General features: G+C 70.4%; 12 protein-coding genes and 1 tRNA gene. 5 read left to right on the top strand and 8 right to left on the bottom strand.

The window, feature by feature from the left end:
- Nucleotides 1-209: 209 nt before the first annotated feature.
- The 5 genes from ACPYN5_RS02810 to ACPYN5_RS02790 form a co-directional block, all read right to left on the bottom strand.
- The gene (locus ACPYN5_RS02810) at nt 210-557 is read right to left on the bottom strand and encodes an Rv3654c family TadE-like protein (protein ID WP_424447457.1); all 348 of its coding nucleotides are present in this window, start codon (nt 555-557) and stop codon (nt 210-212) included.
- Nucleotides 557-895: a TadE family type IV pilus minor pilin gene (locus tag ACPYN5_RS02805; protein ID WP_424447456.1), complete on the bottom strand. Its 339-nt coding sequence runs from the start codon at nt 893-895 to the stop codon at nt 557-559. The genes ACPYN5_RS02810 and ACPYN5_RS02805 overlap by 1 nt, the downstream gene beginning before the upstream one ends.
- On the bottom strand, nt 892-1,092 hold the full coding sequence (locus tag ACPYN5_RS02800; protein ID WP_424447455.1) for a DUF4244 domain-containing protein: 201 nt from the start codon (nt 1,090-1,092) through the stop codon (nt 892-894). The genes ACPYN5_RS02805 and ACPYN5_RS02800 overlap by 4 nt, the downstream gene beginning before the upstream one ends.
- 108 nt (nt 1,093-1,200) lie before the next feature.
- On the bottom strand, nt 1,201-2,064 hold the full coding sequence (locus ACPYN5_RS02795; RefSeq protein ID WP_424447454.1) for a type II secretion system F family protein: 864 nt from the start codon (nt 2,062-2,064) through the stop codon (nt 1,201-1,203).
- A 56-nt stretch (nt 2,065-2,120) separates the two neighbouring features.
- On the bottom strand, nt 2,121-3,134 hold the full coding sequence (locus tag ACPYN5_RS02790; RefSeq protein WP_424447453.1) for a TadA family conjugal transfer-associated ATPase: 1,014 nt from the start codon (nt 3,132-3,134) through the stop codon (nt 2,121-2,123).
- A gap of 438 nt (nt 3,135-3,572) precedes the next feature.
- Here ACPYN5_RS02790 and acs point away from each other — a divergent pair, with 438 nt between their 5' ends.
- Nucleotides 3,573-5,537, top strand: a complete 1,965-nt coding sequence (acs, locus tag ACPYN5_RS02785; protein ID WP_424447452.1) for an acetate--CoA ligase — start codon at nt 3,573-3,575, stop codon at nt 5,535-5,537.
- Between the two features lie 65 nt (nt 5,538-5,602).
- On the opposite strand, the gene ACPYN5_RS02780 is transcribed toward acs, so the two are convergent.
- The 3 genes from ACPYN5_RS02780 to sp36 all read right to left on the bottom strand — a co-directional run bounded on the left by ACPYN5_RS02780 (nt 5,603) and on the right by sp36 (nt 8,130).
- A complete protein-coding gene (locus ACPYN5_RS02780) occupies nt 5,603-7,342 on the bottom strand; it encodes a Na+/H+ antiporter (protein ID WP_424447451.1) in 1,740 nt (579 codons plus the stop codon).
- Nucleotides 7,343-7,444: 102 nt separating this feature from the next.
- Complete coding sequence (locus ACPYN5_RS02775) at nt 7,445-7,912, bottom strand: RidA family protein (protein ID WP_424447450.1); 468 nt, start codon at nt 7,910-7,912, stop codon at nt 7,445-7,447.
- Nucleotides 7,909-8,130 carry a Sp36 family protein gene (sp36, locus tag ACPYN5_RS02770; RefSeq protein ID WP_424447449.1) on the bottom strand — a complete coding sequence of 74 codons (222 nt, stop codon included), beginning with the start codon at nt 8,128-8,130 and terminating at the stop codon, nt 7,909-7,911. Before sp36 ends, ACPYN5_RS02775 begins: the two co-directional genes overlap by 4 nt.
- 106 nt (nt 8,131-8,236) lie before the next feature.
- Here sp36 and ACPYN5_RS02765 point away from each other — a divergent pair, with 106 nt between their 5' ends.
- From ACPYN5_RS02765 to ACPYN5_RS02750, 4 genes are all read left to right on the top strand, one after another.
- Entirely contained in the window at nt 8,237-10,801 is a 2,565-nt protein-coding gene (locus ACPYN5_RS02765; protein WP_424447448.1) for a transglycosylase domain-containing protein, read from the top strand.
- Nucleotides 10,801-11,730 (top strand): metallophosphoesterase, encoded by a 930-nt coding sequence (locus ACPYN5_RS02760; protein WP_424447447.1) that lies wholly within the window; start codon nt 10,801-10,803, stop codon nt 11,728-11,730. The genes ACPYN5_RS02765 and ACPYN5_RS02760 overlap by 1 nt, the downstream gene beginning before the upstream one ends.
- Nucleotides 11,731-11,778: 48 nt before the next feature.
- Nucleotides 11,779-11,852: transfer RNA gene (locus ACPYN5_RS02755), tRNA-Pro, on the top strand.
- Between the two features lie 61 nt (nt 11,853-11,913).
- The gene (locus ACPYN5_RS02750) at nt 11,914-12,678 is read left to right on the top strand and encodes an HAD-IIB family hydrolase (RefSeq protein ID WP_424447446.1); all 765 of its coding nucleotides are present in this window, start codon (nt 11,914-11,916) and stop codon (nt 12,676-12,678) included.
- Nucleotides 12,679-12,776 lie beyond the last annotated feature (98 nt).

The following is a 12,776-nucleotide window of genomic DNA, read 5'->3' as shown; positions in this document are numbered from 1 at the left end:
CTTTCTCCAGCGCAAACCATACACGCGCCACACGGTGGAGGACGCTGGGAGTGGCGCGCCATATCCTCTCGTCGGCATGTCACGCGACGGGCCCGCGCGGGCGCGCGCATGCACGCGGATACACCCTCGTCACCCGACGGCCTTTCCATCGCCGGAGGAGGAGGTGCGACCGTCCATCAGCCGGAGCGCCTCGGGGCGGTCCGCTAGTCTCAGTCCCCCGCTCCACCTCGGTCGGAACTCGTTTCGGGAGGACCGGCTCGGGCGCGCGCACGCACGGGGAGAACGCCGGTTGTCGCGCCGACCTCGACTGTCACGATCACGCCTGCGACGTCGCACGCGACGAGATCGAGCCCTTTTCGCGAGACGATCTGCTCGGCCCGCTCGCAGGGCGCTCCCCCGACGAAGCCGAGCGCCGTGTCGGCTGCGGCGAGTGCCGCGCTGTCGGCGGCTACCGAGACCTGAGCGGACCGGATCGCGGCCGCCCCCGCGGCGGCGCATCCCGCGGCGACCGTCGCCGTGACGGCGAGGACGCCGATGGCCGTGGCGACCCCGGCCATCAGAGTCCGCCTGACAGGGCGCAGGCCTCGGCGGTCAGCGGGGGAAGCGGCAGCGGGATGCTGTGGCTCGCGGTCACGGTCGCGCAGGTCAGGTCCGCGTCGGCGCGCACGTCGAGCGACGCTCCCCCGACCGCAGCCGCGACGGCTGCCGATGCACGCCCGTGATCGTCGCCGCGTGCGACGAGCCGCGCCGCCTGGGCGGCCGCATGCTCGAGGCGGATCTGCGTGCCCGCCGCCGCCAGCGCGGCGACGGCGAGCAGCACCAGAAGCATCGCCGCCGGAACGACCACCGCGAACTCCGCGGCCACCGAGCCGCGATCGTCGCGGCGGAGCCTCATTCGACGGTCAACGCCCGGCGGACGAGATCGGTGAGGATGCCCCGCACCTCGTCGCTGCGCATGATCACCACCAGAAGCCCCGCGAAGGCGACGGCGGCCATCGTCGCGATGGCGTACTCCGCTGTCGCTGCCCCGGACTCGTCGGCGAAGAGCCGGGCGACGCGGGCGCTGGTCAGTCGTGGAAGGTGTCGTGTCATGTCTGCTCCGTTTCGTGGATGGGTGTTCTGGTCGGGCACGGTGGGCACGGTCTGGGTGGGCGAGGACGCGCCTGCCGAGGAGGTCGCGCTCGCTGGTAATCCGGCGCCTCACAGCGTCACCGGCGTACTGGTCATGGCACTGAGGAGCATGGGGGCGACGCCGATGAGGAGGAAGGCCGGCAGCGTGCACACGCCCAGGGGCAGCAGAAGCCGCGACGACAACTGCGCCGCCCGCATCCGGCCGTCGATGCGCGCGCGGTGACGCTCGAGCTCTGCCGTCGCGCGGAGAAGCTCGACGGCCGGCACCCCGGCGGCCGACGACAGGTCGAGAACCTCGCGATCGGCCGCCGCCGCCGAGACGTCGACGGCGGCCAGCACGTCCTCCGCCCGCCCGATCGACACGCCGCTCGACAGCGCGATGGCGAGCAGTTCCGCCGACATCCCGGGGATGCCGCCCACCGGTCGGGCGCGAGCGACCAGGCGACGGGTCCAGAGCTGCGCACCGAGCATCAGCAGCGCCCCGGCGACCAGACAGGCAGCACCGATCGGGTGCCGCACCGTGGCGACGATGTCGAACCCGAGGAGCAGAGCGAGGGCGACGGCGACGAGCGGCAACCACCCGACGAGACGCGCCGTGGCGGCCGGTTCGGCGAGCGCGACGCGGATGTCGTCGCGCGCCTGTTCGGCGTCGCGAAGCGCCTCGGCCATCCCGCGCAGCGTTCGCGCGAGCGGCGCACCGACCGTCGTCGCAACGTGCCAGGCCGCCGCGACCTCGCGCCAGGGTCCGTCTTCCGCGGCGATCGCGTCGGTGAGCGATTGGCCCGCTCGTCGTCGTGAATGGACGTCTCGGATGGACGCGTTCCCCGTGCTCGCGAGGTGTTCCCACGCCCGGTCGGGCGCGATTCCCGCTTCGAGCAGCACCGCGAGGCGGTGGAGTACCGGCGCGACGTCAGCCGCCGATGCGGCATCCACCTTCCCGCCTGACCGGCGCCATCCGCGCCATCCGCGCCATCCGCGCCACCGGCGCGTCACGTGCTCTCCGCGATTGCGAGCCGCCCGTTCCGCAGGACCGGGCGAGCGATCCCCGTCACGCGACGTGCGCCGTCGACCTTGCCGACGTGGATGATCGCGCCGATCGCGCTCACCACCTGTCGCGCGACGCCGTGATCATCGAGCCCCGCCAAGGCGCCGAGCGCCTCGAGCCGGGCCGGTACGTCCGCGAGCCCACTCGCGTGCACCGTCCCCGCGCCGCCGTGGTGGCCCGTGTTCAGCGCGGTCAGCAGCTCGCGCACCTCCTCGCCGCGACATTCGCCGACGACGAGTCGGTCGGGCCGCATGCGTAGCGCCTCACGCACCAGGCGTGCGAGCGACACGGCCCCGGCGCCTTCGAGATTCGGCTGCCGGGCTTCGAGTCTGACGTGGTGCGGGTGGTCGAGCCGCAGCTCGGCGACATCCTCGATGGTCACGATGCGCTCGTGCGGCTGGGAGCAGGACAGCAGGGCCGCCAGGAGCGTCGTCTTCCCCGACCCGGTCGCGCCGGTCACGAGCAGGTTCGTGCGGTCGTCGACGAGCCGCCGGAGGTGCTCGGCGACCGTCGCGTCGAACATCCCGCGCTCCTCGAGGTCTGCGAGGCTCAGCCGTTCGACCGCGGGCAGACGGATGGAGATCGCCGCACCCTCGCACGACACGGGTGCCAGGACGGCGTGAACCCGGATGCCTCCCGCCCATCGCACGTCGGCATACGGCGTCGAATCGTCGAGATGCCGGCCGCCGAGTGCGATCAGTGTCACGGCAAGCGCTCGCACCTCGGCATCGTCCGGGTGCCAGCCCTCGACGTGCTCGGCGCCGTGCCCGCGATCGGTGAAGAGCCCCTGCTCGCCGTTGACGAAGATGTCGGTGACCTCCGGATCGAGGAGATACTCGCGCAGCGGATCGACAGCCGGATGGTCGGGCACCTGCCGCCGCGGTGTCGGAGCCGGCGACGCTTGGCCAGGCCGGCCCGCTGCGGAGCCCTCGCGGGGAACGACGACGAATGCGGTCATGCTCCCGACGATAAGAACTGCCGGCATCCGGCACCGCGCGTGATCGCCAGCGACGGAACAGTCCGTGCCCCGGGCGCATTGGGGAGGAGACGCACCGAGCTGCGTGCGCGAGCTCCCGGATCACGACGTATGCCCCGCCGCGCGCCGCGTCGACATGCCCAGAAAAAGGAGAAGGACGGCACCCCACATTGGGGGATAGGGGTGCCGTCCACGTGACGTCCCGCCGCTTGGGGGGTAGGTCGGGCCGCCGCGGGCGCGATCGATGTCGCAGCCGAGAACAGCTTACGCGTTCGATCGGGGCCTCGCCGCATCAGACCCGCCGAGATTTGTGCCCGTCCCACCACCCACTAACGGCGGTAGCCTGCCGCTCGCACCCGGGTCTAGATTGACCGCACGCCGCCTGCGCGCGGCGCCATCGACCGCGAAGGAGCGTGCCGCATGAGCAGCCAGATCGACCACCTGCTGACCGAGACCCGGCGTTTCGCGCCGTCGTCCGACTTCGCCGCCTCGGCCGTCGGCACAGCTGCGCTCTACGAGCGGGCCGCAGCCGACCGTGAGGGCTTCTGGGCTGATCAGGCCCGTGAGCTGCACTGGCACAAGCCCTTCACGCAGGTGCTCGACTGGTCCAATCCCCCGTTCGCGGAATGGTTCGCAGACGGCGAGCTGAACGTCGCCTACAACTGCCTGGACCGTCACGTCGAGGCGGGCCTCGGCGACCGCGTCGCGCTGCTCTGGGAGGGCGAGCCGGGCGATGACCGCGCTGTGACCTACGGCGAACTCACCGACGAGGTCAAGCGCCTCGCCAACGTCCTCACCGAGCTCGGCATCGAACAGGGCGACCGCGTCGCGATCTACATGCCGATGATCCCCGAGGCCGTCGCCGCGATGCTGGCGGTGGCTCGCGTGGGCGCCGTGCATTCGGTCGTCTTCGGCGGCTTCTCCGCCGATAGCCTCCGCACCCGCATCGACGACGCCGGCGCCAAACTCGTCATCACAGCCGACGGCGGATACCGCAAGGGCAAGGTGTCACCGCTCAAGCCCGCGGTGGACCAGGCGCTCGGCGACCGCGGCGCCGGCCCGCAGGCGACCGTCGAGCACGTCATCGTGGTGCGCCGCGGCGGGAATGACATCGAGTGGAATGCCGAGCGCGACCTGTGGTGGCACGACGTCGTGCCCGCGGCGTCACCCGAGCACGAGGCGCAGGCCTTCCCCTCCGAGAACCCGCTGTTCATCCTCTACACCTCAGGGACAACCGGAAAGCCGAAGGGCATCCTGCACACATCCGGCGGCTACCTCACGCAGGCGGCGTTCACCAACCGGGTCGTGCACGATCTGCATCCCGAGTCCGACGTCTACTGGTGCACCGCCGACATCGGGTGGGTCACGGGGCACAGCTACGTGACCTACGGGCCGCTCGCCAACGGCGCGACACAAGTGCTCTACGAGGGGACGCCCGACACCCCGCACGCGGGTCGCTCGTGGGAGATCATCCAGAAGTACGGCGTGACGATCTACTACACCGCGCCGACCGCGATCCGCTCGTTCATGAAGGTCGGCCGGCAAGTGCCCGCCGAGTACGACCTGTCGAGCATCCGCCTGCTCGGGTCGGTGGGCGAACCGATCAACCCCGAAGCGTGGATGTGGTACCGCAAGGTCATCGGCGGCAAGAAAGCCCCGATCGTCGACACGTGGTGGCAGACCGAGACCGGCGCCATCATGATCTCCGCGCTCCCGGGCGTGACCGAGACCAAGCCGGGATCCGCCCAGGTCGCACTGCCCGGCATATCGATCGACGTCGTAGACGAGGACGGCAATCGGGTCGGCGAGGGCAACGGCGGGCTGCTCGTCGTCACCGAACCGTGGCCGAGCATGCTCCGCGGCATCTGGGGCGACCCCGACCGGTTCGTGGAGACCTATTGGGACAAGTTCCGCGCCCAGGGGTTCTACTTCGCCGGCGACGGTGCCCGGCTCGACGACGACGGAGACATCTGGCTCATGGGCCGCGTCGACGACGTCATGAACGTCTCCGGACACCGGCTCTCGACGACAGAGATCGAGTCGGCCCTCGTCGCCAACGAGGCCGTCGCCGAAGCCGCCGTCGTCGGAGCGTCCGACGAGACCACGGGTCAGGCGGTCGTCGCATTCGTGATCATCAAGCAGAGCTACCTCGACGCCCACTCCCCCGACGGCCTCGCGACGTCGCTGCGGCAGTGGGTCGGCGAGCAGATCGGCCCGATCGCACGACCGCGCGACGTCTACATCGTGGGCGAGCTGCCCAAGACGCGCTCGGGCAAGATCATGCGCCGACTGCTGCGGGATGTCGCCGAGGGCCGCGAAGTCGGCGACACCACCACTCTCGCCGACACCGCCGTCATGTCGGTCATCAGCGCTCAGCTGAAATAAGAGGTCGCATCGCGCCGCCCTCCGGTGGCGCGATGCGCCGACCGCCGGGCGGGAACCGCGACGCGTCAGTCGGCCTCGCGGTCGAGCCCGCGGGCCCGGATCTCCTCGATGTCGAGGTCGGCGAGGATGCGGCGCGCCACGAGGTCGTCGATGGTGCCGTCGCGCCGCAGCCGCAGCAGCACCTCGCGCTTGCGGTCGAGCACCGCTAGGCGCAGCCGCGTCGCCTCCCGATGGCGGATGAGCGGCGAGCGCTGCGTGAGGTCGATGTCGTCGCTCACCGCGAGCATCTCCAGCTGCGGAGCGCTCCGACGCCCGTCCCCATCCGACGCCCCCGGCGGCACGGGCCCCATGCGCGAGGCATCCTCGTCCGTCGGCTCGTCGTCGGTGTCCGGGTCGGGCGCGCGCTCCTCCGCCGCCCGCAGCCGCGCGACAGCCCGTGCATTCGCGAGCTCGAGTCGCTCGTACCCCTCGTCGCGCGCCCGGTCGCGCACGCGATCGCTCACACCGTGCTCGGCCGCGAGGTCGTCGAGCGCGGCGAGGGCGGCTCCCGAGATCGCCCGCTGAGCGAGCTCGTACTCCTCGATCTCCGCGTCGTCGGCGGGCAGTTTCGCCCAGCGGATGACGGCGGGCAGGAGAGGTCCCTGCACGAGCAGGGTCAGCACGATGACGCCCGCCGTGACGAAGACGATCGATTCGCGCCCCTCGACCGGCTCGCCCGCGGCCGTCGTGATCGGCACCGACAGGGCGATCGCCAGCGAGACCGCGCCGCGGAACCCCGACACGGTGCTGACGACGCGCGAACGATGGCGCAGCGACCTGCTGGATCCGGCCGCCGGACGCGAGAAGGGCGAGAACAGCCACTGGAAGAGGTACCGCACGACGAAAAGAGCGACCCACGCCGCCAGGGTGATCAGAAGCAGGATGCCGACCTCGGACGGGGAGATCTCGTGCAGGATCAGCTGCACCTCGAGGCCGATGAGCACGAACAGCGCGCCGTTGAGCAGGTACACCCCGAACGGCCAGGTCGCATCCGCCGCGCGGCGCGACATGGCGGTCGTGATGCGCGGCGACACCCAGGCGACGATGAGCCCGGCGAAGACGACCGCGAGCACGCCGGATGCCTCGATGAGTTCGGCGACCAGGAAAGCGGCGAACGGGACGAGCAGCAGCGTCAGGTTGATCGTCAGCGTCGACTGCATCCGCCGCAGAGCCAGGAAGGCGAGGGCGGCGACGGCGATGCCCGCGGCCGCGCCGCCGAGGTACGACAGCAGCACCATCCCGGTGATCGAGAGGGCGCTGACGTGGTCGCCGAGAAGCAATGACACCGCGATGGCGTACAGCACGAGCGCGGTTCCGTCGTTGGTGAGGCTCTCCGCTTTGAGCTTCATGAACGTGCGGGGCGGCAGCAAGCGGCCGAGGGCGGCCACGGCGGTCGCGTCGGGCGGCGCGACCGCGGCCCCGAGCACGAGCGCGGCCTCCCACGGCACACCCAGCCACGTCGCGACGCCGGCGACGGCGAAGGCCGATGCGACGACCAGGAGCGTGCTCATGGGCACGATGTAGCGCAGCGACCGGCGTACCGACCGCAGCGAGGTCGTCCAGGCCTCACGGAACAGCAGAACCGGCAGGAACAGCAGCAGCACCGTCTCGGGAGGCAGCTCGATCTCGCGCAGCTCGGGCACGAAGCCCAGCAGCAGTCCGATCACGAGCAGAACGAGCGGCGTGGCGACGCGCAGGCGCGGCGCCAGAACGGTTCCGATCAGAAGGGCGATGCCCAGCAGAACCGTGACCTCGAGTCCCTGCATCCCTACCGCCCTTCCGCGTGGTCCACACCAGAGCGTAGGGCCGCGGGCGCCCTCGCGGGCGATGTCCGGGCCATGGTTCGCGGTGGGCGGAGCAGCCGCGGATCAAGCGAGGGCGAAGACGACCTCGACCTCGACGGGCGAGTCGAGCGGCAGCACCGGCACACCGACGGCGGACCGTGCGTGACGCCCGGCGTCTCCGAAGATCTCGCCCAGCACTTCGCTCGCGCCGTTGATGACACCCGGCTGACCGGTGAACGCGGGGACGGATGCCACGAACCCGGTGACCTTCACGACCCGTGCGAGGTTGTCGACGCCACCGGCCACATCCGCCGCGGCGGCGATGGCGTTGAGGGCGCACTGACGCGCCAGCTGCTTCGCGGCGTCGGCCGCGACGAGCCCTTCGCCGTCGCCGACCTTGCCGGTCGCCGGCAGCGCGCCGTCGATCATGGGCAGCTGCCCCGACGTGTAGACGAGACCGTCGTGGGCCGTCGCGGGGATGTAGGCCGCCACCGGCGGGACGACGGGCGGAAGCTGGATGCCGAGTTCGGCCAGGCGTGCCGAGACGCTCATGCGCCCGTCCCGTCGAACTGCTGGGCCGCCTGGTGGGCGGCGCCGAGACCGGCGTTGGCCGCTCCCCCGCCGACGGGGCGCTTGAAGTATGCGACGAGCCCGCCCTCGGGGCCGGGCACGACCTGCACGAGCTCCCAGCCCTGCTTGCCCCAGTTGTTGAGGATCGCTGCGGTGTTGTGGATCAGCAGGGGCGTGGTGAGGTACTCCCACGTCGTCATCGGGGCTCCGATCTGTGGCTGTCGCTCGCGCGCTGGCATGCGCGGAGCGGGCGCGCAAGGGGTGGTCCTGAGGCGGATGCCCAGGTATCTCGCTTACGATCACCCTATGCCTCACAAGAAACGCACGGCCACCGGTGTGCTCGGCGGTCTCGCCGGCCTGGTCGGCCTGAGCGCGGTGGCCGGGATCCTCGTCACGGCGGCCGTGACCCCCGCCATCGCGGTGTCGGGTTACGCGGCGAGCAGCGCGATCGACGTCTTCGACAACATGCCGAGCTATCTCGAAGTCGACGAGCTCATGCTGCCGACGGAGTTCTACCGCAAGGATTCCGACGGCAACGACGTGCTCATGACGCAGTTCTACGATCAGAACCGCATCCCCGTGACGTGGGAGGAAGTCTCCCCCGTCATGTTCGACGCGATCACGTCGAGCGAGGACAAGAACTACTACACCCACGGCGGTGTCGACCTCGTCGGCACCGCGAGTGCCGTGCTCGGCAACATCCGCGGCAGCGACACCCGCGGTGGCTCGTCGATCACCCAGCAGTACGTCAAGAACGTGCTGCAGCAGGCGTGCGAGAAGGAAGCCAAGTCGCAGGACGAGGTCGAGGCGTGCTTCCGCTCGACGACGGTCGCCTCCGGCACCGACGGCATCGAGCGCAAGCTGCAGGAGATGCGGTACGCGATCCAGCTCGAGAAGCGGTATCCGAAGAACGAGATCCTGCTCGGCTACCTCAACATCGCCCACTTCGGCGGCACGGTCTACGGCATCGGCGCCGCCTCGCAGTACTACTTCGGCGTGCCCGCCTCGCAGCTGTCGATCGGCCAGGCGGCCGCGATCGCCGGCATGGTGCAGGAACCGAACACCTACCGACTCGACCGCCCCGACAGCGAGTCCAACGGCGTGGCGAACGGCTACGCGCTGACGAAGGACCGCCAGGTCTACGTGCTCAACCGCATGCTCTCCGACGGCAAGATCACCCAGGAAGAGCGGGATGCCGCCGTCGCCGAGCCCATCACCCCGAACATCCAGGTGCGCCCGCAGGGGTGTCAGCTCGCCACCGGCGTGGAATTCTTCTGCCAGTACGTCACGAGCGTCGTCCTCACCGATCCCGCATTCGGCGAGACGATCGAGGAGCGTCAGCAGAATCTCCGACGCGGCGGGATGAAGATCTACACGACGATCGACCCGGACCTGCAGAACGCTGCGTCTGAGGCCATGTCCGTCGTTCCCCCGACCGACAGCCGACTCAATCTCGGTTCGTCGGCCGTTCAGGTGGAGGTCGGTACCGGGCGCGTGCTCTCGATGGTTCAGAACCGTCCGTTCAGCCCGAACGGTTCGGAAGACGGCGCGACAACCGCCGTGAACTACAACGTCCGCGAGGCTGACGGCGGCGGCATCGGCCACCCCGCGGGCTCGACCTATAAGGTCTTCAGTGTCGTGAACTGGCTCGAGCAGGGCCACTCCGTCAACGAGGTCATCAACGGCCGCGTCGGCACGAAGCGCGTTCAGACCTGCGATGGGAACACGATGCAGGTGCGTGCTGCCAATGACCAGCGTGCCGGATCGGTCGGGAACTTCCAGGCGAACCCGGGGTACTCGGGCACGATCCGCAAGTTCACGGAAGATTCCCTCAACTCCGGCTTCCTCGCCATGGCCGAGCGCATCTCGATCTGCTCCACCAACCAGGTCGCGATGAAGCTCGGCGTCACGCGCGGTGACGGGTCGCCGCTCGACCAGGTTCCCGAGGGCTCCAACCTCGCACCCAACCAGCCCTACAATGTGCTGGGCGACGCCGCTGTGGCGCCCCTCGACATGGCGCAGGCGTACGCGGCCATCGCCGGACAGGGCACGCTCTGCCAGGCGAAGGCGATCGACCGCGCGGTCAACTCCGCCGGCGAGGAGCTGCAGCTGCAGCACAGCTGCAGCCAGGCGATCTCCGCCTCCGTCGCGAACACCACGGCCTACGCGCTGGAAGGCGTCATGAACGCCACCGGCCAGGGCGCGCGCATCTACGACGGCGTGCCGGTGTTCGGCAAGACCGGTATCCACGAGTACGAGCACACCTGGATGGACGGCGCCAGCACCAAGGTGGCCACCGTGGTCTGGGTCGGGAACGTCGACGGTTTCGTCAAGCTGAACGACTACCGCGTGAACGGCTGGCGCCTCGACCAGATCCGAAACGCCATCTGGCCCAAGATGCAGGGCGCCGCCAACGACAAGTACGGCGGCGACCGATTCCCCGGCCCCGACCAGAACCTCTCGAAGAACACCCTCACCGAGTTGCCCAACGTCGTCGGCCGGACCGTGGACGACGCACGCGGCACGCTCGAAGCAGCCGGCTTCACCGTGAACGTCGCGGATGCGACGGACTCGACCGAGCCCGAGGGCCGGATCGTGTCGCAGGATCCGGGCGCCGGCCGCGTCGCCGCGGGCGCGACCGTCACGATCACGCCGAGCAACGGTCAGGGAGCGACCGTGCCCGAGGTCACCGGCAACCCCGAGGAGGCCGAACGGCAACTGCGGGCGGCCGGGTTCACGAGCGTCCAGACCTCGTGCACCGAGGATGAGGGCTCCGACCAGCCGACCGTGACGGGCACCGACCCGGCATCCGGCGAATCGGTCGGACGCGGAACCCAGATCACCGTCCAGTACACCGCGAAGGACTGCTGATGGCGGGCGTCCGCCGGACGCTCTCCACGATCGCCACCGCCGGCGCCCTGGGCGCCGGCGGTGCGGTCGTCTGGGGGGTCGGCATCGAGCGATACCTGTTCACCGCTCGACGCCACGAGCTCCGCGTCCTGCCGGCCGGCAGCCCCAGCATCACGGTGCTGCACCTGTCGGACGCCCATATGGCCCCCTGGCAACACCGCAAGCAGCAGTGGATCGCCGACCTCGCCGAAGACGTCCAGCCCGATCTGGTCATCAACACCGGCGACAACCTCGGTCACGCGCGCGGACTCGACGGCATCCACCGTGCCTTCGCTCCGCTGCGGGGCGTCCCCGGCTTCTTCGTCCACGGCTCGAACGACGTCTACGAACCGAGCGGGCGCAATCCGCTGCGCTACTTCACCGGTCCGTCGCGCCACCCCAAGGCTGTCGCCGAGCTCGACACCGACGCCATGGATTCGTTCTTCGCCGCCGACCTCGGCTGGTCGGAGCTCGACAACGCCGCCGCCACCGTGCGCGTCGGCGGCCTGCGCATCGACGGCATGGGCGTCGATGACGCTCACCGCGACTGGGACGACCTCGACGCTCTTCCCGGCGCCCTGGCGGCCCTCGAAGGCCGCAAGCGCGCCGACCTCACCCTCGGGGTGACCCACGCCCCCTACCGGCGTGTGCTCGACCGCTTCGTCGATCTCGGGGCCGACATGATCTTCGGCGGGCACACCCACGGCGGGCAGGTCCGAATCCCGTTCGCCTCACGCGCGCTCGTCGCCAACTGCGACATCCCGCTGGACCAGGCACGCGGGCTCAGCACCTGGGGCCCCGACGCCGTGCCGCTCAACGTCAGCGCCGGGCTCGGGCACTCGATCTACGCCCCCGTACGGTTCGGTTGCCGTCCGGAGGCATCCGTCCTGGTGCTGCGTCCGCAGACCTGAGCCGATTCGTCTTCCGGCCGAGATCGGGGTAAGCTTGGAGGGTTGCCACGGGGTGTGGCGCAGCTTGGTAGCGCGCGTCGTTCGGGACGACGAGGCCGCAGGTTCAAATCCTGTCACCCCGACAGCAGAGAGGCTCCGCCGCGAGGCGGGGCCTCTTTCATGCCACCGGAGAACGGAGCACGGATGCCTATCCCCCGCCTGGTCGCTTTCGACCTCGACGACACCCTCGCTCCCTCCAAGAGCGCCATCGATCCCCGCATCGGGCGCCAGCTGCTCGATCTGGCAGCCCGCGTCGAGGTCGCGATCATCTCGGGCGGTCAGCTGGCGCAGTTCACCGCGCAGGTCGTCGACCAGCTGCCCGAGACGGATGCCGCACTGCTGTCGCACTTCCACCTCATGCCGACGTGCGGCACGCAGTACTACCGCCTGTCGTCCGCAGGGATCGAGACGGTCTACGCCCGGTCGCTGACGGAGGACCAGAAGTCGCGCGCGCTCGCAGCCGTCGAGGAGGAGGCGCGCCGGCTCGGCCTGTGGGAGAGCGAGACCTGGGGCCCGATCCTCGAGGACCGCGGCTCGCAGATCACGTTCTCGGCCCTGGGCCAGCAGGCTCCCGTCGACGCAAAGATGGCGTGGGACCCGACCGGCGAGAAGAAGAACGCGCTGCGCGCCGCCGTCGCCGACCGCATCCCCGATCTCGAGGTGCGGGCGGGCGGTTCCACGTCGGTCGACATCACCGAGCGCGGCATCGACAAGGCCTACGGGATGACCCGGCTCGTCGAGCAGACCGGCATCCCCCAGGACGACATGCTGTTCGTCGGCGACCGACTCGACGAGAACGGCAACGACTACCCCGTGCTGGCCATGGGCGTGCCCTGCCAGGCCGTCGAGGGCTGGCAGGACACCGCGGAGTTCCTCGACGAGCTGATCCCCACGCTCCCCCTGCGCTGACCCCCTGCTCTGACGTTCGCCGCGGCACACCGCGGCACACGGATTCGGGCCCCGGGCCGAGCAGCCATTCGGCTGCCGACCCGGGGCCCGACGTTCTC

Source organism: Microbacterium arborescens (assembly GCF_049707515.1).
Lineage (GTDB): Bacteria > Actinomycetota > Actinomycetes > Actinomycetales > Microbacteriaceae > Microbacterium > Microbacterium arborescens_B.
This window is presented reverse-complemented; position numbering and strand designations above follow the sequence as displayed.